Below are 19,315 nucleotides of genomic sequence, written 5' to 3'. Positions count from 1 at the left end.
ATCTATCAGTACCAAATATTGTAGAACCCATTTTTTTGAGCATAATTAGATCACGTTGCACATCTGACCCTAATGTAAACACATGGTCGCCAATCTGTTTAAAGCCCAGCCCTTGATAAAATCTTTGTGCTGGTTGATTGTGTTCCCAAACTCCAAGCCACATATTATCACAATGTTGATCGTGAGCAACAGTTTCCGCGTGATGATACAGCTTAGTACCTAAACCATGACGTTTAAATGCCGACTGAATATAAATTCTTTCAATTTCAAGGGCATTGTTTGCAACCTGATCAGATTGTGCCTGGTCAATGTTCAATTTTAAGTATCCAGCAATTTGATCATCCACGAATATAAACCAAAAGTTTGTTCCATTAGTTGATAGTTCTTGTTTCATTTCAGCTGTTGAAAAAGATTGTTCCAGATACTCAACCATATCAGCCTGAGTGTTGTCCTTACCAAATGTATCAACAAACGTCTCACGGCTAATTTTAATTAACTGACTTAAGTCTTTCTCCGTTACCTGTTTAATTGTCACTGTCATCAAATTTCTCCTAATATGATCTATGATTACCGTCTTTGACGTACTGCCAGTCTCGTCCAACATTGACACTCATTTTATCAAGCAGTCGTGCCAATTCTTCAACTTCATCAGTCGATAATCCTTGCACTGACATGGTAGTTGAATACTCATTTTCTTTTTTGATCGTTGGATATACCCGCATTCCCTGATGTGTGGGCAAAAGGTGATTAATCTTACGATTGTTTTTATCAACTTCTTTTTTTACCAGACCGTGATCTACTAATTTTTTTACGGATCTTGCCACCGTGGCCCGATCAACCTTTAACTCATGAACTAACTGTTCTTGAATAATCCCGGGAGTCTCACAGATACGCACCAAATACAAATATTGACCTCTGGCTAAATTAAGTGGTCTAAATTCTATATTGGCAATGGAATCGAGTGCTCTCGCAATTGTTCCAATCGAACGTAGTACATTTTCCAAGCAGAACACCTCCTCGAAAGCATTCTACACTTCACATGTTGCATTTGCAACACGTAAAATTTAATTATTGATGGCTAGCATAAATATATATTGAATTTAATGTATAACCTAGCTTAAACCTCACGCCATTACTAATGAAACTCGATGAGCCCTGATTTAGTAACGCGTTTTGCAGCTTATCTGCCACTTGTGATTCATTCGCCCCCATTGCCACACTCAGCATTCCAATTTTAGTTAGAATCTGTTGTTGCCTTGTTTTATTTTTTAGTGCCGCTGAATTGATTACAACAGTCGTGCTCATTAGTTGATTTCCCTGAACATTCAATTTCACTAAACTAGATTTATCAATCAATACTTTATGAAGTCCACTAACTTTGCTTGGCAATTTTTGATAATTTTGATTGCCACTCTTTAGTGCGTTCATAAATACTAATTTGTTGTAAATAGACCTAAACTGATCATATTCACCAATGGCCGTTTTCGACTGAATGCTTCTTCTAAATGTAAGATTGTTAGTTTTAATGGTAACTGACTGACGATTCGTTTTGGTAGGAAGATTAATTTTATAACTACCGTTTTTAGTCGTGACACTGCCACTCTCATTGCCAATTTTATATCGGACTATTTTAACTGGTGATGTGCCATAAGCCTGTGCCACCACCCCATTTTGAATGTATTTTACATGACTGGTTGACTTTGCTTGCAGGGTGCACGCTGTCAGAGGTAACAACAAAAGTAGTGACACCATACTAATTAATTTTTTCATCATTCTCCTCCTATTCGTCACTATTCTTCACGCTGCGACGAATCAACACCAGACTGCTTAGTGCTCCGATAATCAGTAATATGGCCATCACGCTACAAGCTCTCGTCATCCCCGATTGAAATGCCTGAAAAACCACATCGTGCAATTGGTGAAAAATTGGTAATTTACGGTAAGCACGAGCCTGATGACTAGCAAAAATTTGTTGACCAGCAAATGGTCCAGCTTTGTGCAACATAGAAACAATTTCACCATGTGCGGCCGAAAGATGATTTGATAATACCGGTGGTACTTGTGATAAATGACTCAGTCCTTCGTTCAATTTTGTATTGTACCCATTAGTCACACTGATACCTAAAACAACCACACCAAAGGAAATTCCCACTTGGCGAAAAACGTTCAATACTCCTGAAGCCATCCCCACATCTGATTTTTTTACCGAACCCATAGCAGTGTTTGAAATCGGTGGGTTAATCAACGCGTTACTAATACCAAGCAAAATAAAACCTGCAAACAAGTCATGCCACCGGAATGGAACATCCAATAAGTGTTGAATCGTTAATACTCCAGTAACACCAAATAACAATGCAATGCTAATTAACCAACGATTGCCAATTCTGCCGGATAACAAACCTGTTAACGGCCCCAAGATCAAAGTGAACGCGCTAATCCAAAGTAATTTTAAACCCGTATCAAATGCTGAATATCCCATATAGTTTTGCATTAAAATTGATAAATAGGTAAAGCCACCATAAATACCAGCTCCCATCGTAAAGGCCGCAATGTTAGCACCCACAAATGATGATGAATTAAAAATCGATAAGTTAATCATTGGTTCCTTAACTTTCAATTCAGTAATAATCAGTGCCACTAAGGTGACAATTGCTAAAGCAAACAACAATACAATATGATAGTTGGTCCAGGCATAGCTTGAGTGCATTTCTTTTTGAATTAAAGCTAAAATCATGCTAAACACCATAACTGTGCTAAATATCATCCCAAAAATATCCAATTTTTCTGGTCGCCTTTCTTCAGTATCATGAATAAACAACATACCCATGATAATTGCAAAGATACCAACTGGAATATTAATTAAGAATATAGACCGCCATCCAAACGCATCAACCAGTGCGCCACCAATTAATGGTCCAATTGACACTGCTAATCCAGTAACACTACTCCAAATTCCTAATGCAAGGCCACGCTGCTTACTTGGAAATGAAAGTGTCACAATTGATAGAGAAAGCGACATCATAGCCGCACCACCAATTCCTTGAAATCCGCGAAAGAAGTTTAATAGAGTATCGCTTTGCGCCATACCGCTTGCCAGTGACCCAGTGATAAAGATCAGTAAGCCAATCAAAAAGACAAGCTTCTTACCAAAACGGTCACCTAATTTAGAAACCGGCAACAACATCATTGCATATACCAATGTATAGGCGTTTAGAACCCACTGCAGAGTTGTGAAATTGCTCGAAAAACTTTTTTGAATTTCTGGCAAAGCAACATTCACAATCGTAATATCCAGCATCCCCATAAAAACTGCCAAACATACCGTCATTAACACTACCCACTTATGATTATGCTTTTCATTCATTCTTGTTTTATCTCCTTAAAAAGATGCAAATGTGCGTATAAATGCACATATAGTACAAAAAAGATAGCGCTGTTCGCGCCGTATGCTTAAGCTTGTTCAAATAATTTTTTTATATTCGTTGAGGCTGTGTCAAATTTATCAACAATTTTTTCTTGGTTAATTTTGTAGTAAACCTCGCGTCCCAACTTACGTCTGGTAATTGCACCAAGGCGATTCATTAAATCAAGATGGCGAGAAATTACCGAACGGTTTTGTGGAAAGTTTTCTGCAATTTTGCCAATTGTCATTTCCCCTCTAAAGGCCAAAAAAACTAACAGTTGACTCCTAACGGGATCACAAACCACGTTGAAGAAATCAATATCCAAACTTTTTTTTACGTACTCACGCGTCTGCTCAAAGGTATACTCTGTGTTCATTCCATTCACCACCTAAATTTTATTATATGCATGCGTGTGCACATGTCAACATATTTTTTTATTGAAAAAAAGAATCGAACAATAAATTGTCCAATCCTTCTTAATTTATACTATGCATGCTCTTTTTCAGTTAAATACTCGTCAGCCATGTGTTCCAATAAGTCTGCAACACTGGTATCTTGTTCAACTGCCGCAATTTTAATCTGCTTCAATAGTGTTTCATCAAGAGTCGTAGTAAATTTTCTTTTTGCCATAATCAATGCCCACTTTCTGTTAGTAAGTGATTTATCATCCTGTTACTGTACAAGATCAGTGTACTGGCAAATAATTTACATGTAAATAACAACGCGTAATATTTTTTGACCTTTAAATTTCTTAAATGATTGAACATGCGATTAACTAAAAATCAATACAAAAACATCTTCTTTACATCGTTGCAAAGAAGATGTTTCCCTATTCGCCATCGTCATAACTGCTTTCTGGCTTAATTTCATTAACATAATTTTGAACTTCTGATTTTTCTGATTTAGTGCTGTAATAATCGTTTTCAAGTCTCGAAATGGTAGCCGTTTTTGTTTCAAAATATCCGTCGGCTACTGAATCTCTAGGCATCCACTGTTTATATGTCACAACATCCCCGTTCACCTTGTAATAAATATAACTAGTTGGATCACCATTGGCAGTCATATAACTATAACCTTGTACTTCATCACTATCTGTATCGTTCGTACCATACCATATTGATCCTTCAACGCCACTTTTAAACCAGTCAGGGTTAGCCAGTAAAGAAACCAACACACCCGTAGTTTTATCATCAATCTTTGATGATTTTGCTGACGAACTGCTTGTCGATTCAGATGAAGAACTGCCATCAGGAGATGATGGTGTGCCACCATTAACAATTTTTTTAAAAGCATTGCCGATATCTTGATTAGCGGTTTCTGTAACTTTTAACGCACCCCCACCATTTGTCTGATCTGATACTAGTGTGTACGGCTTGCCATTCTTAAATGCAAAGAGATATAGGTATCCACCCGGTCGACCACCAATTGAATCGACATCTGAGTACAGAGCGACAACATTGAACGTATCACTGCTGCTACCTTCACCAGTTGTTGACATTTTAACGTTGTAATTACTGTCCTCATAACTAACCTGAGTATTCGCAAAGTCACTAGGAAAGTTGTAACCGTAGAAGTCGACATCATCCCCGGACTTATATTGCTGATACGACTGATCCATTGTCGGTCCCCATGCATCAATATACGTAGCTAGTTTTGCAGATTTACCACTATTCCACAGTGCGGTATCTGCACTATTCGTGCCTGTCGTTCCATTGGAATCATTACGATTAGCCGAATAACTGTTTGAACTGCTTCCATGGTTAGTACCAATTTTTGATGAACTACTATTTGAGCCACATCCAGCTAATAGTGCAACGGATGTGATAACCGCAACAGATGTCCCAATAATCATTTTTCTATTCATAATAAATAATTACTCCCCCAAAAAATTATCGATACAATTAGTATAAATCAAGCTGAGAAAGAAAAACGTGCTTGAAGTACTTTTGTTTAATAAATGCACGCAAAAAGGCTCCTTCACGGAGTCTTTTCTTATGATATTAATTTATTTTTTATCCATAACTTCTTCGATTGCTTCAGCCAGACGCTTAACACCATCTTCAATCTTATCTTCATGCGTATTAGAATAGTTCATTCTAAATGTTCCGGGAATGGTTTCATTACCAAAGAACGGATCGCCAGGTACAATTGCAACGTTTCGTGCCAGTGCTGCATCAAATAATACTTGCGTGTCGTTCACACCAGGCACCATGACCCATAAGAACATTCCACCTTCTGGATTGCTGTGAGTCACACCTGCTGGAAAATACTTATCGATGGCATTCATCATAATCTGCTCACGTTTGTGATACAGACTAGTAATTTTAGCGATGTGTTCGTTGATGTCGTTTTGAGCAAAGTATTCAGCCGCAATGTACTGTGCCAAACTATCTGTATGCAAATCGGCAGATTGCTTCATCATCGTGTATTTTTTGATGAGCTCGGGTTCAGCAACCACCCAACCTAACCGGAGTCCTGGTGCCAAAATTTTTGATAGAGTGCCCATATAAATCACATGGCCGGTTTTATCCATTGACTTCAATGATGGTAGGTTCTCACCCTCCCAACGAATTGCACCATATGGGTTATCTTCAAGGACCATCACATCGTATTTTTCAGCCAATTCCAATAATCTTTTACGGCGTGACAACGTCATTGTCCGTCCAGTTGGATTCTGGAATGTTGGAATCGTATAGATTAACCGTGCTTCTGGATTATCTTGCAATGCCAGTTCCAAGGCATCCATCTTCATGCCCTCTTCATCCATTGCCACACCCACGAAACGAGCACCATACGAACGAAAAACATCAACAGCAGTCAGGTACGTTGGATCTTCCACGATCACAACACTACCTTCATCCAAGAACATCTTTCCTGTTAGATCAATCGATTGCTGTGAACCCGTGGCAAACATTACATGATCTGCATCCGTCTCGATGCCTTCCACCTTCACTCGGTCCAAAATAACTTGACGTAGTTCTGGAATTCCTTTAGATGAACCGTATTGTAATGCCGCTTGTCCTTTTTGTTCAAAAACTGTGTCAGCAGCCCTTTTAACCTGTTCAACAGGAAATAGTTCTGGTGCTGGTAATCCACCAGCAAACGACATGACCTTGGGATCACCAGCAACTTTTAAGATGTCACCGACAGGATCGACGTCAGATTTTGGCACACGGTTTGAAAAATGATATGTCATTTTAATACACTCCTTTAATATATTTTGCTTTGGCAAGACCTTAGTAACGGGAAATCAAATCAATTCTATGTACTGCCAATCAAAAAAATTAACGAACTCAACACTAAAAATTTAACATTCGTACGTGTTAATTTGAATGGTTGTTTATGATTATACAACTAACACTGCAATTACTGATATATATTTTTAATATAAACGTTAATCCGTAGATTTTTATTGGCTTTAATACCGTAAATTAGTGCGATCACGTTTTAATAAATTAGACAATCTAAAAAGCCCCCATCACGTGACGTGGTGGAAGCTTTTGACTGTCATATCCTTGAGCAAAAAACTTCTAAATCTTTCACTAAAGAACTGATTTTATAATCTTAGTATCGATGTTCCAATATTGCGGGTAATCTCTAATCGCCAGATTACTCCCACTCAATTGTCGAAGGTGGCTTGCTCGTGCAGTCATACACTATGCGGTTAACGTGATCGACCTCGTTAACAATTCGCACAGAGATTTTCTGCAAGACATCCCAAGGAATACGAGCAAAATCAGCAGTCATTCCGTCAATTGATGTCACAGCCCGAATACCAACTGTGTAATCATACGTGCGACCATCACCCATAACGCCGACGCTCTTGATACCTGGAAGGACTGTAAAGTACTGCCAAATATCCTTATCTAAGCCAGCTTTAGCGATTTCGTCACGTAGGATGGCATCACTATCACGAACGATTGTGAGCTTTTCATCAGTAATTTCACCGATGACACGAATTCCTAAACCAGGACCTGGGAATGGTTGACGCCATACTAACTCGTAAGGCATCCCCAACTTCTCACCTAATTCACGTGCTTCATCCTTGAATAAGCTACGTAGTGGTTCAATTAATTCAAAGTGCATGTCTTCTGGTAATCCGCCGACATTATGATGAGACTTAATTGTTTGAGCTGTATCAGTCCCACTTTCGATAACGTCAGTGTACAACGTCCCTTGGGCTAAGAAATCAATGCCCTTCAGCTTAGTGGCTTCATCGTTAAAGACTTGAATAAATTCATTTCCGATGATCTTACGTTTCTTTTCTGGATCACTAACACCAGCTAATTTGCTCAAGAAACGTTCCTGAGCGTCCACCTTGATGATATTAAGTCCAAGCTTACCAGCAAGCCCTGACATAACCTCATCGGCCTCATTTTTGCGAAGTAGACCATGATCAACGAAGATACAAGTTAATTGATCGCCAATCGCCTTGTGAAGCAAGACGCCAACGACACTGGAATCCACACCACCAGATAAGCCGAGTAAGACCTTGCGATCTCCGACTTCTTTACGAATATGGTCAACTTGAATATTGATGAAATCATCCATTGTCCAATTAGCTTCAGCTTCACAGACATCAAAAGCAAAGTGTTTTAAAATCTGACTGCCATATTCAGTATTTTGAACTTCTGTATGGAATTGGAGACCATAAAACTTGCGGTCATCATCAGCCATTGAAGTAATTGGGCAGTTCTTGCTGGTTGCCACAGTCTTAAAACCATCTGGAACTTTAGTAACTAGGTCGCCATGACTCATCCAAACATACTGTTTCTTTGGTAAACCTGCAAACATCACTGCTTTATCATCTGTAACCTCAATATCGGCATGGCCGTATTCTGAGTTATCAGCGTTCTCGACCTCACCACCAGGCAGCTTGTATGCCATTAGTTGCATCCCATAACAAATTCCTAAAATCGGAATTCCGAGTTCAAAAATCTCCGGATCCACTGAAAATGCGTCGTCAGCGTACACACTGTTTGGTCCGCCAGAGAAGATAATCCCTTTTGGGTTGATTGCTTTGATTTGTTCAGCAGTTGTCTTATGTGACATCAATTCCGAATAGATACCAAAGTCACGAATACGTCTTGTAATCAGCTGATTGTACTGACTACCAAAATCCAAGACAATAATCTTGTCAAACGCATCAAGGTTAACGTTAGCCAATGTTTGCCACCCCTTTAATAAATTTTCCTAATGCACCCATTCTACGGGTAAACGCCTGTCCGGTCAATGATTATTAGCATCCTCTCATTAATTATGACAGTTGAAACGTTTTACCTATTTTCGCAAGTAAACTTTATCAATTCGATGATGATTAGTCTTATGCAAGATCACATCTGCACGATTTCTGGTTGGCAAAATATACTCATTTAAATTAACCAGATCAATATCTCGCCATACTTGATGGGCCCATTCAAACGCCTTATCACGGTCACCGATTGCGTATGAATAGTAATAATTACTAGGATCTTGAAAGGCCGAATCTAGTAAAAGTTGAAACCGTTCAATGAACCATTTTTCAATCAACTGTGGATTAGCATCCACATATACAGAAAAATCAAAGAAATCACTGATATAGAGTAACTGATTAGACGGTAACTGCAATGTATTAATTCCTTCAACAATTAAAACATCTGGCTTGACGATTTTCTGTGTTTCGTCCGGAATAATATCATAAGTGGCATGTGAATAAACTGGCGCTTCAACCACATCTGAGCCCGCTTTAACATCATTCAAAAATGTCAGTAATTTATCCATATCGTACGATTCAGGAAATCCTTTACGATCAAGGATACCACGACTTTTAAGCTCATCCGTGGAATATAGGAACCCATCAGTCGTAATCAAGTCTACTCGCTTAGTCGGCATCAGCCGATTTAGAAGTAAAGACAATAACCTTGCCGTCGTTGTTTTACCAACCGCAACAGAACCTGCAATACCAATAATGAACGGCACCCGACGGTTTGGAAGCTGCAAAAAGGCTGTTTTTTTGGCCTGCAATATCAAATATTGTTGATACTGTAGCTTAATTAACTTCACAAGTGGTAAGTATATTTCATCAGCGTCATTTAATGAAATTCGATCGTTTAACGCTTTAATTTGATTCAAATTATCCTGGGTTAGACCAACATGATCATCGGAACTAAACTGTCTCCAATCATCTCGGTCGAACCGATAGTAATTCACACGATCCTGCATTATATTATCCTCGTTAACATATAAATTACTGACATTTTAACATAGTTAGCAGGCAATGTGACAGCGATGTCATTATGTTTATAGCCCAAAAATAGGCCTAGATCAGAGTTAGTGATCTAGGCCTATCAATACTTATTTATTTAATGCTTGGAAAGACAAATGAACTGTCCTTTAACTCCGGTGCATCTGTCGTGTAGTCATCAAGAGTCGATTTACCACCGTTCTCTGTCTCAACACTAGTCTTTTTCTTAACCTGTGCTTCCTTCAAACGTTTCAAGCTTGCATTAAGGTTATAGTTGTAGTCTTTTTTATTAACTTTGGTAAAGTGCTTTGGATGGTAGAAACGAAGCAAATCACCATTAACAACGTCATCAGAAAGGCTGAGCTCAGTTGTAACGTACTTCTGATCCTTAGCCACTACAGCTTTTTGAGCCTTGGTCTCGTGAGTGACCTTCTTACCCGTCTTAGTGTAATAAAGATCGCCACCATACTTAGTGAATTGAGAACTGACGAAGTCACCATCACGGAACGCAACAATCTGCTTACGATCAGTGGCCAACAAATCTTGTCCAAACTGGATATAGTTCTTGTGGTATACACCCAACAAGTTTTCAATGGTTGGCAATACATCAATTTCACCACCATAGGTATGATTAATACCACCCTTCAAACCTGGCATTTGAATCATGAATGGCACTTTCTGGAACATGGCCAAATCATAATTATCGACGCTCTTCTTGCCAAGAATATCGGCTATGGCAGGTTTATGGTTATTAGAAATACCATAATGATCACCATAAAGCACAATCATACTGTTCTTTCTTAACCCGGATTTATCTAGGTAACTCATAAATTCGCCGATTGACTGATCAAGGTAATGAGCAGTTTGAACGTATGGATCAACTGTGTTATCACCCGTCTTCAGTGCATCAATCGATTTATTTTTCTTATCCAAAATGTATGGATAGTGGTTAGTAATGGTAATCAACTTAGCGTAGAAAGGTTGAGGTAACTGTTGAACGTAGTTAGCTGCACCCTTCAAGAAAATCTTATCCTTGATACCGTAACCAACGTCATCATCCTTAACACTTGGATAGTACGACTTACTGAAGAAGTATTCATACCCAAATGACTTGTACGCATTATCACGGTTCCAGAAGCTTGGAACATCCCCGTGGAATGACGCCGTCGTATAACCCTGTTGCTGTTCAAGAATTGCCGGTGCAGACTGGAACGTATTAGTAGTACCGTTCGTAGTCATTGCCGATCCCTCTGGTAACCCAAACAACGAGTTTTCGAGCATTAGTTCAGCATCAGCAGTCTTACCTTGACCAACTTGATTAAAGAAGTTATCAAACGCAATCGTATCACTGGCATGGTAAATCTTATTCAAGTTAGGTGTTACTTCCTCACCATCAACCTTGTAGTCAATAACCCATTGTTGGAGACTTTCCAAATGGATAATGAAGACGTTCTTACCCTTAGCTTTTCCAGCATAGGTGACATTCTTAGACGTCTGATTTTTCTTTAAGAACTTCAACACTGGCTTTAAGTCAGATGACGAAGCTTTAGATTTAACTTCACTGTTATGATGTGTTTTCACTGCATCATACGCCGTGTAAAAGTTAAGTCCTAAGTATTTAACAATATAGTTATTATCAAATATTCGTGTTAATAACTGTGACCGGTTGCCTTCAGCCATTCCTAAGTTAGCACCGAATAGTAGGAATCCCAACAAGGTGATCACGCCGGCATATCTTATCTTGAAGTAATGTGGATCAATTCTAATCACTTTGAATAGCAAAAACAAAATGAGGATAGCAACATCCGCAAACGCAAATAGGTCACTACCACGGAAAATTCCCGCGATACTTTTACCTAAGTTATTCGATGTTGAACCTGCACCAGTGATTAAACTAAATGATATAAAGTCCGAAAATTCACGATAGTACAGAATATTAGCGAACAGCCAAAACGACAAGAGAAAGTCGATCAACATCATTAGCCAATATGACAATCGTCCTCTGAAATATAACGCAATACCAATTAATATGATTGCGCCTGGAAATACATTAAAGAACAGCAAGAATTGCTGAATACTACCTTCAGCACCCAATGTAAACTTGTTTTGGTATGCCCAGTAAGTCTTTATTGCAAACAAAACAACCGTGAGAATGAAGAAGCCAAGCTTAGTGTTTAAGCCGGATCTTACCTTCTGCAACACAGTTTTCATAATCTTTCCTCCATCTAAAATTATCGCCACGTTTAATCATACCGTATTTCACACTAATGGCAATTCAATATCACAATATTTCCAAAATGTTTAGAATTTAAGCACAATTTCACATTCACCATTGTACAGGCTTTTTAGTTATATTTCTCCATAATCGCAAAAAAAATCGAAAAATAAATTTTTCGATTTAAAAAGTTTTATTTGATTAATTCATACTTATCTTGTGGTACTTGGTCAAGCAGTGGGGTTAACTCGCCGGAGCTAATAATATTCAATGAGTGCATAGCACGCGAACAAATTGTATATAATAACTGACGCTGATCATCGTTTGTATACTGATCCTTATTGGCTTCCCAAACAATTACGGCATCAAACTCCAGTCCCTTTGCAAGGTATGAAGGAACTACCAGAGTTCCCGAAACTAAACGTTGATTTTCAGTTTTAATCAGTGTTGATTTCAGGCCATGCGCCTTCAATTCTTCAAAGATTGCCTCACTATCAGCCAAAGTCTTACCAATTACGGCTGTGGCATCGTGATTCTTTTGCTCAACTTTTAAGGATTCAATAACTTGCTCAATTGCCTCAGGCCCAGATTCTTTTACATAGACTTTCGGTAGTTCACCATTTCGGTCGAATGGTTCAACGGCTTCCCCATTATCTAAGATTGCTCGTGTAAACTCAGTAATTTGCTTTGTTGACCGATAAGACTTAGTTAGTTGAACTACCTTGGTCTTATCGGGGTCAAACATTGTTCCCAATTGGCTCAACAAAGTTCGACTGTTTTCTTTTGTAAAAATTGCCTGATTCAAATCACCTAACAGTGTAAATCGTGCTTTAGGGAAACAGAACTTTAGGTAGGCCAACTGGAAAGCATCATAATCTTGAACTTCATCGACAAATACATAGCGGATGTCACGTTCACCACGCTTACCAGTAATTAGATCGTATAGATACAAATAAACTGATACATCGCTTGCATCTAAGTGGCGTTCACGCAAACGTTCATAGGTTTGATCAACGTGATTTGCCCATTCTTCTTCACTAATACCATACTTATCCAGATTGATCAGATGAGGTGTTGTTTTCATTAAATGCATAAATTGTGAATTAATACTAATCCATCTATTATGATCAATTGCCTTTTTGATTGGTCTGAACGCTTGAATCACGATTTGGCGTGCTAGGAATTTAAACTCCTTGTCAGCAGAATCAAATTCACGAGGATGATCACCATATAGAGAATCGAGATCCTGCTTACTGAGCGATTGAACCTGTTGTTCAACCCACTTAGCACGCATTTCCGAACTAATCCGTCGATTCAACATTCTCACTAATTCTTGTTTGGTAGCATCCAGACGGTTACCCAGGTGGTAATTAATATTAAACGAATAGTAGATTTCCTCAATTTTATCACGACTGATAAATACCTTGTCATTAAACATCAGATTTCTAAACCGCATATCCGACTTTTCCAAGTGCTTCGCATATCGCTCAGTTGCGTGGAAGTAAGCCAGACTGGTCTTCATCGTTGTAATATTGTTGTTGGTAACATCTTCGTTACTTTCAAAGCGTTCCTGTAGCGTCTGAACTTGAAAACTTGGAATTCGTCGGTTAGCAAACTGGAAGTACGTCATTTGAACCATGTTTTGTTCGCCTAATTCAGGCAAAACTTGATTAATGTAGTCGTTAAATAACTGATTAGGTGAAAACAGCACAACTTGGCCAGAATTCAAATTGCCTCGATAACGGTAAAGGAGCCATGCAACCCGTTGCAAAACAGCCGCAGTTTTTCCAGAACCTGCAGCACCTTGAACAAATAGCAAGTCAGCGTCGGTGTTACGGATGATTTGATTTTGAGCTTGCTGGATAGTCGTAACAATACTCTTCATCTTAGTATCAGAGTGTGTCCCTAACGCTTCCAACAACATCTGATCACCAACTGTTTCATCGGTATCATATATTGTGACGATAGTCCCATTTTTAATCTGGAATTGTCGTTTCAGTGTCACGTCCACGCTTTGTTCACCGTCTGGCGTTTGGTACGTAATTTCGCCAAGCCCACCATCGTAATAAACACTAGAAATTGGCGCACGCCAATCATATACCAAGAAATGATCAGGACGATCAGTGAAAGTAGCCAAACCAATATAAATCGTCTCTGGTCCCTTCTCGCCTTTTTCTTGAAAATCAATTCGTGCAAAGTAAGGTGTATCTTCCAACTTTCTCAGTGTTTGTAATTTTTGGTTAGCATGTTGCCAACTGCCCTCACGTTGCGACAGCATTTGCTGCTGTTGTCGGACTGACATCGCCGTATCCATCATGCCCGAATAACTCGTGCTGTTAATATGGATATCATCAAACTGTGAGTTAATATCATCAACGTCACTTTTTGCCGATGCAATATCTTGCTTAGCCTTCTTTTGGGCCGTGCGAATTTTATCGACCACTTCATTTAAGTGTTGTTGTTCATAGTCTTGAATCGAATCTGCCAAACTGTCGCCCCCGTAAAAAAGTAATTATAATATTATATCACGTTAAACTTTATCAGCAAAATATACGTGTCAATACAAGTAATTTGTTAAGAAACTATTGCCCTGTTAACAAACTAGTTAAAAATCATCATATTGGTAGTTTTTTAAACTAAAAATTATTAAAATGAAGTTAATGAAACCGCATACGAATGGGGGCAAACTGATGGACCAAGTAACATATGTTTTTTCTCACTTAAATGAAGTTATTTTGCCCATGGTGAACTGGCTTGGCCCATGGAGTTATTTGATTTTGTTCGTTTTAATCTTTATGGAAACGGGCCTCGTTATTTTCCCCTGGCTTCCGGGAGAGTCCCTGATCTTCTTAACAAGTGCCCTTGCAGCCGTTTCTGGTTCAAAATTAAATATTTTTGCGTTAATTTTAGTTTTTTTCTCAGCAGCGTTTATGGGTGACACCGTAAACTTTAGAATTGGCAACTACCTATTAAGATGGAAGTTTTTCAGACGACACATCAAAAACACCAGCCTTCATCGAACAGAAAGATTTTTTAAAAAGTATGGTTTATTAACCGTCGTATTTGGTCGTTTCGTACCATTAATTAGAACGTTTGTCCCGTTAATTGCGGGAACGTCAAAGTTTAAATGGGCTCGTTTTACACTTGCTAATTTTTTGGGTGTTGCTCTCTGGGTCACCGTTGGCAGTACCTTGGGGTATTTTTTCGGTACCATTTCATTCGTTCAAGAACACTTGGCACTGATCATATTAGGAATAGCGCTAATTGCAATTACCCCTGCTTCTTTATTTTGGCTGATTCGTCAAATCAGAAGACACATTATTTCACGAAATTTCACACGCTGATGTATTAACTCGCCATTAGTTTTGTTATACTAGTGGCGTTTTATTATAGCGTGAAAAGAGAGGCTCATGCATAGTAGCCTCTCTTTTCACGAGTAATCTATAAAATTGATTGTAAAAAAGTAATTTCAAAATTCCAAAGGGGCCTACTCATGGACAGTTTTTCACTTGTAATAGTTTTATTTGCCGCATTGCTAATACCACTAATGATGGCACGATTTAAAATCTCGGCTTTGCCAACTGCAGTCGTAGAAATTATCACTGGAATCATACTAGGGCAAAGCTGTTTGCATTGGGTCTCTGCTACCAGTTCATTAAATACTCTATCCGATATCGGTGTGATCGTTTTGTTATTCCTAAGTGGGATGGAAATTGACTTCTCACTGTTTGCAAGGCAACCTGCTAGTGTAAAAAAGGCATCAGGATCATCCCCACTTAAGCTAGCAAGTCTATCCTACATTTCGATAGTAGTCCTTTCCCTAGTCATTGCTGCAGTGTTTAAATTCACTGGCCTATTTAGTGATGTCTGGTTGGCAGCCATCCTATTTGCGACGGTTAGTTTAGGTGTGGTTATTGCTACCCTTAAAGAACGTGAACTGCTAAGTAAGCCTTATGGGCAAACACTATTACTAATAGCTGTTCTTGGTGAAGTGGTGCCCATGCTTGCATTAACGGTTTATGCGGCTGTATTTGGTAATTCCAGCCATTCATTGTGGTTGATTTTCCTAATCTTCGTGGCTGCCGCGATTCTATTTACTAGATTTAGGAAATTTTTTAGCATTTTTGAGCGGATTAATAAGTCTACGACGCAACTTGATATTCGATTAGCCTTTTTTCTAATTGTCACCCTAGTCACAATTGCTGAATCGGTGGGTGCAGAAAGTATTTTTGGTGCGTTCATTGCTGGGATTGTTCTCAAGCTACTACAGCCTCACGAAGATACACGAGATAAGCTTGACTCATTTGGCTACGGGCTATTAATCCCCATTTTTTTCATCATGAGTGGTGTCACATTAAACATTCCCCAACTACTCTCAAACCGTAAAACACTGATTTTAATTCCGCTGATCTTTATTGCGTATTTGCTAGCTAAGGCGATCGTTTACTTCATTTTAAAGAAACGATTCAGTAGTACAAATGCGCTAGCTGGTAATATTTTAAATACCGCCACTATTACGCTTGTGTTAGCAGTTTTAAAGGTTGCCAAGAGTATGCATGCAGTCACAAGCCAACAATCCGGTGCCTTTATTTTGGCCGCTATCATCACCTGTGTTCTCGGGCCACTTGCGTTCAATCATTTTTACAAGCCAGAACCGGAAGCATTGCACAAAACAGTGGTGCACTTTATCGGCACCAATTTATCTACTATTCCCGTAGCTCAGCAACTAGCTAAGGGCGCTTACGACATCAAAATGTATACAGATAAGCAAAAAAACTACAGTGCCTATAACAGTCAAGTAAACGTTGAATTGCTCAGCAGTCTGGAAACTCAAGACGTTGTCGCTCAGCACGTCTTTGATACGGACATTCTAGTACTGGGTCACTACGACGCCATGAAAAATTACCGTTTAGCTCTTGCCGCCAAAAAAATGGGCGTTAATCGCGTCATTGCCAGATTTGAAGACCGCAATATTCTCAACAATTCTGAATCTGAATTGGAAGAAGCCGGTGTGGAAGTTTATAGTACCCCTGAAGCAAACATCAGTATCTTACGAAGCTTAATCGAAGTACCATCAACATTGCAGATTCTGCAAAGCACCGAATCAGGAATCTATGAAGTGACTGTTAATAATCAGCGCTACGCTGGCACCGAAATTCGCAACTTACCGTTTATTGGTGAAATTACAATTAGTCAAATTTTCCGCCATGGAAACTTTATCAAGCCGTCAGGAGACACTGCCATTGAACTATCAGATCGTCTTGTATTCACAGGAAGCAAAGAACAAGCACCAGTCATTCGAGCAGCTCTAGGAAAACTCAATAAGAACTAGTATCTAATCTGAATCTGATCAGTAAGTATGATAGACTGGAGTTGAGTTTAAGCAGTTTATTATAATTTTAAAGGAGCAAAATCTATGACAATTCACGTATACTTTGTTCGTCATGGACAAACATACCTCAACTTGTACGATCGAATTCAAGGATGGTCAGATGCCCCACTGACAGATAAAGGCCTAGCAGACGCTGACCGTGTTGCCAACGAACTTAAGCACGTTAAATTTGACGCCGCATACAGTAGCGATCTTAGTCGGACGGTCATCACTGCTCGCAGAATCTTAAAAAACAATGTCAGCATTATCAAAGAACCGATTCAAGAATCGGCGTTTCGTGAAGAATTCTTTGGCTTTTACGAAGGTGCGATTGGGCCAGATACGTGGGCTGAAATTGGTAAAGCCGATGGTTTAACGCGCTTTGAACAATTCGTGAATCGATACACTCTAGAGGGCGCCAGAGATCTAATTGCGAAAAGCGACCCGTTCCACGATGCAGAAGATGACCAGGCATTTTGGCACAGGTTTGGTCACGGTTTAAATATCTTACGACAGTTGCCAGATCAAAGCACTGTATTAGTAGTTTCCCATGGTACAGCTATCCGCTCAATCATTAGTAAGTATGCCAAAGATATTGATCCGGTTGCTCCAAGTAATGGTAGTATTACGCAAATTGATTTATCAAAGGATCAAACGCAAGTTAACTTTTATAACCAATTAACGCTAACCAACAAATAACATATTTAAAACGGAGGTTACAATGGATACCCAACCAATCACTGAACCCGTCATCATTGCGGGGCTCAATCTGTCAAATCAAGAAAACGATTTTGACTATTCAATGGAAGAATTAGCCAACCTAGTTGAAGCAAACGAAATGAAAGTTTCAGACAAAATGGTGCAGAGTTTAGATCGTCCCAACGCGGCTACTTACTTTGGTAAAGGAAAAGTCGAAGAGTTGGCTGAACTTGTTGCCGCTACGAATGTCGCAACAATCGTCACAAATGATGAACTGTCACCAAGTCAAATTCGAAATTTAGAAGAGGCAACCAAGGCTCGAGTAATGGATCGAACAGCACTCATCCTCGAAATTTTTGCCAAACGCGCCCAATCAAAAGAAGCGAAGTTACAAGTTGAAATTGCACAGTTGCAGTACCGCTTGCCCCGTTTAAAAACCAGTGCCAACCAGCGTCTTGATCAACAAACCGGTGCTGGTGGTGGTAGTTTTACTAACCGTGGATCTGGTGAAACAAAGCTCGAAATGAACAGGCGAACAATTCAAAACGCCATCACTCATTTACGTGGTGAACTGGCAGAGTTAAACAAATCTTCAGAAACCCAACGGCAACAACGCGATAAACGTGGAATTCCAACTGCAGCATTGGTTGGATACACGAACGCCGGTAAATCAACCATCATGAACGGTTTGGTTCGTGAATTTGGTATTGACGATGAAAAACAAGTCTTTGAAAAAAATATGTTATTTGCCACATTAGATACAAGTGTCCGTCAGTTAACACTCCCAGATCAAAAACAGTTCCTACTAAGTGATACTGTTGGGTTCGTTAGCAAACTGCCGACTCACTTAGTCGAAGCATTCAAGTCAACACTTGCTGAAGCTGCTAATGCAGACCTTCTCATTCAAGTGATCGACTACTCTGACCCACATTACCAGGAAATGATGCAAACAACAGAAAACACTTTAAAAGAAATTGGCATTAAAGATATTCCAATGATCTTAGTCTTTAATAAAGCAGACAAAATGGAAGTCCAGTTTCCTACAATGGACGGTGATGATCAAATTATCATGTCAGCACGGGATGAAACATCATTGTCAATGTTAGCTGGAGTTGTAAAAACACACCTGTTTACGGATTATGTAACTACAACGTTGTTAGTGCCATTTGCTAATGGGGATGTTGTATCGTATTTGAACGAACACGCAGACATTAAAGAAACCGATTATTTAGCTGATGGAACTAAATTGGTGGTTGAGTTATCGAGTTCTGATTTACAACGTTTTGAGAAATTTGTGGTTGAAGAATAAGGTGTCCAGAGTACACGAGTTGAACCCGTGTACTAAGAAAGGATTGAGATTAGTTGTCAAAAAGGGTTCTTCGTCAAGAAGTACTGATAGAAAA

Annotated in this window: 16 protein-coding genes; 4 read left to right on the top strand and 12 right to left on the bottom strand. The window is 39.2% G+C overall.

Going from position 1 to position 19,315, the window contains the following annotated elements; all coding sequences use genetic code 11:
* The 12 genes from FD16_RS11085 to helD form a co-directional block, all read right to left on the bottom strand.
* Nucleotides 1–541: GNAT family N-acetyltransferase (locus FD16_RS11085; protein ID WP_082603539.1), on the bottom strand; the 541-nt coding region annotated here is incomplete at its 3' end.
* A 10-nt stretch (nucleotides 542–551) separates the two neighbouring features.
* Nucleotides 552–1,004 carry a MarR family winged helix-turn-helix transcriptional regulator gene (locus FD16_RS11080; protein ID WP_010621579.1) on the bottom strand — a complete coding sequence of 151 codons (453 nt, stop codon included), beginning with the start codon at nucleotides 1,002–1,004 and terminating at the stop codon, nucleotides 552–554.
* 64 nt (nucleotides 1,005–1,068) lie between these two features.
* Nucleotides 1,069–1,770, bottom strand: a complete 702-nt coding sequence (locus FD16_RS11075; protein WP_010621578.1) for a hypothetical protein — start codon at nucleotides 1,768–1,770, stop codon at nucleotides 1,069–1,071.
* 10 nt (nucleotides 1,771–1,780) lie between these two features.
* Entirely contained in the window at nucleotides 1,781–3,364 is a 1,584-nt protein-coding gene (locus FD16_RS11070; protein ID WP_010621577.1) for an MFS transporter, read from the bottom strand.
* Nucleotides 3,365–3,450: 86 nt separating this feature from the next.
* A complete protein-coding gene (locus tag FD16_RS11065) occupies nucleotides 3,451–3,780 on the bottom strand; it encodes an ArsR/SmtB family transcription factor (RefSeq protein ID WP_010621576.1) in 330 nt (109 codons plus the stop codon).
* Between the two features lie 110 nt (nucleotides 3,781–3,890).
* Nucleotides 3,891–4,034 (bottom strand): hypothetical protein, encoded by a 144-nt coding sequence (locus FD16_RS13045; protein WP_164478694.1) that lies wholly within the window; start codon nucleotides 4,032–4,034, stop codon nucleotides 3,891–3,893.
* Between the two features lie 199 nt (nucleotides 4,035–4,233).
* The gene (locus FD16_RS11060) at nucleotides 4,234–5,268 is read right to left on the bottom strand and encodes an Lreu_0056 family protein (protein ID WP_010621575.1); all 1,035 of its coding nucleotides are present in this window, start codon (nucleotides 5,266–5,268) and stop codon (nucleotides 4,234–4,236) included.
* Nucleotides 5,269–5,409: 141 nt separating this feature from the next.
* Complete coding sequence (locus FD16_RS11055; RefSeq protein ID WP_010621574.1) at nucleotides 5,410–6,600, bottom strand: aminotransferase-like domain-containing protein; 1,191 nt, start codon at nucleotides 6,598–6,600, stop codon at nucleotides 5,410–5,412.
* A 413-nt stretch (nucleotides 6,601–7,013) separates the two neighbouring features.
* Nucleotides 7,014–8,570, bottom strand: a complete 1,557-nt coding sequence (gene guaA / locus FD16_RS11050) for a glutamine-hydrolyzing GMP synthase (protein ID WP_010621573.1) — start codon at nucleotides 8,568–8,570, stop codon at nucleotides 7,014–7,016.
* Between the two features lie 114 nt (nucleotides 8,571–8,684).
* Nucleotides 8,685–9,605 carry a type I pantothenate kinase gene (gene coaA, locus FD16_RS11045; RefSeq protein WP_010621572.1) on the bottom strand — a complete coding sequence of 307 codons (921 nt, stop codon included), beginning with the start codon at nucleotides 9,603–9,605 and terminating at the stop codon, nucleotides 8,685–8,687.
* A 136-nt stretch (nucleotides 9,606–9,741) separates the two neighbouring features.
* On the bottom strand, nucleotides 9,742–11,838 hold the full coding sequence (locus tag FD16_RS11040) for an LTA synthase family protein (protein ID WP_010621571.1): 2,097 nt from the start codon (nucleotides 11,836–11,838) through the stop codon (nucleotides 9,742–9,744).
* A 197-nt stretch (nucleotides 11,839–12,035) separates the two neighbouring features.
* Nucleotides 12,036–14,330, bottom strand: a complete 2,295-nt coding sequence (helD, locus tag FD16_RS11035; RefSeq protein WP_010621570.1) for an RNA polymerase recycling motor HelD — start codon at nucleotides 14,328–14,330, stop codon at nucleotides 12,036–12,038.
* A gap of 202 nt (nucleotides 14,331–14,532) precedes the next feature.
* Between helD and FD16_RS11030 the strand changes: the two genes are divergently transcribed.
* The 4 genes from FD16_RS11030 to hflX all read left to right on the top strand — a co-directional run bounded on the left by FD16_RS11030 (nucleotide 14,533) and on the right by hflX (nucleotide 19,221).
* Entirely contained in the window at nucleotides 14,533–15,186 is a 654-nt protein-coding gene (locus FD16_RS11030; protein WP_010621569.1) for a DedA family protein, read from the top strand.
* A gap of 149 nt (nucleotides 15,187–15,335) precedes the next feature.
* Nucleotides 15,336–17,174 carry a cation:proton antiporter family protein gene (locus FD16_RS11025; RefSeq protein WP_010621568.1) on the top strand — a complete coding sequence of 613 codons (1,839 nt, stop codon included), beginning with the start codon at nucleotides 15,336–15,338 and terminating at the stop codon, nucleotides 17,172–17,174.
* Between the two features lie 84 nt (nucleotides 17,175–17,258).
* Nucleotides 17,259–17,912 carry a histidine phosphatase family protein gene (locus FD16_RS11020; RefSeq protein WP_010621567.1) on the top strand — a complete coding sequence of 218 codons (654 nt, stop codon included), beginning with the start codon at nucleotides 17,259–17,261 and terminating at the stop codon, nucleotides 17,910–17,912.
* Between the two features lie 22 nt (nucleotides 17,913–17,934).
* Complete coding sequence (hflX, locus tag FD16_RS11015; RefSeq protein WP_010621566.1) at nucleotides 17,935–19,221, top strand: GTPase HflX; 1,287 nt, start codon at nucleotides 17,935–17,937, stop codon at nucleotides 19,219–19,221.
* Nucleotides 19,222–19,315: the final 94 nt, after the last annotated feature.

The organism is Paucilactobacillus suebicus DSM 5007 = KCTC 3549, from assembly GCF_001434475.1.
Lineage (GTDB): Bacteria > Bacillota > Bacilli > Lactobacillales > Lactobacillaceae > Paucilactobacillus > Paucilactobacillus suebicus.
Note: the sequence above shows the minus strand (reverse complement) of the source record. Positions and strands in the feature narration are given on the sequence as shown.

Excerpts from the sequence above, each read along its gene's own strand:
- FD16_RS11075 (WP_010621578.1), bottom strand. The coding sequence starts at position 1,770 with ATGAAAAAATTAATTAGTATGGTGTCACTACTTTTGTTGTTACCTCTG.
- FD16_RS11070 (WP_010621577.1), bottom strand. The coding sequence starts at position 3,364 with ATGAATGAAAAGCATAATCATAAGTGGGTAGTGTTAATGACGGTATGT.
- FD16_RS11065 (WP_010621576.1), bottom strand. The coding sequence starts at position 3,780 with ATGAACACAGAGTATACCTTTGAGCAGACGCGTGAGTACGTAAAAAAA.
- FD16_RS13045 (WP_164478694.1), bottom strand. The coding sequence starts at position 4,034 with ATGGCAAAAAGAAAATTTACTACGACTCTTGATGAAACACTATTGAAG.
- FD16_RS11060 (WP_010621575.1), bottom strand. The coding sequence starts at position 5,268 with ATGAATAGAAAAATGATTATTGGGACATCTGTTGCGGTTATCACATCC.
- FD16_RS11055 (WP_010621574.1), bottom strand. The coding sequence starts at position 6,600 with ATGACATATCATTTTTCAAACCGTGTGCCAAAATCTGACGTCGATCCT.
- coaA (WP_010621572.1), bottom strand. The coding sequence starts at position 9,605 with ATGCAGGATCGTGTGAATTACTATCGGTTCGACCGAGATGATTGGAGA.
- FD16_RS11040 (WP_010621571.1), bottom strand. The coding sequence starts at position 11,838 with ATGAAAACTGTGTTGCAGAAGGTAAGATCCGGCTTAAACACTAAGCTT.
- FD16_RS11030 (WP_010621569.1), top strand. The coding sequence starts at position 14,533 with ATGGACCAAGTAACATATGTTTTTTCTCACTTAAATGAAGTTATTTTG.
- FD16_RS11025 (WP_010621568.1), top strand. The coding sequence starts at position 15,336 with ATGGACAGTTTTTCACTTGTAATAGTTTTATTTGCCGCATTGCTAATA.
- FD16_RS11020 (WP_010621567.1), top strand. The coding sequence starts at position 17,259 with ATGACAATTCACGTATACTTTGTTCGTCATGGACAAACATACCTCAAC.
- hflX (WP_010621566.1), top strand. The coding sequence starts at position 17,935 with ATGGATACCCAACCAATCACTGAACCCGTCATCATTGCGGGGCTCAAT.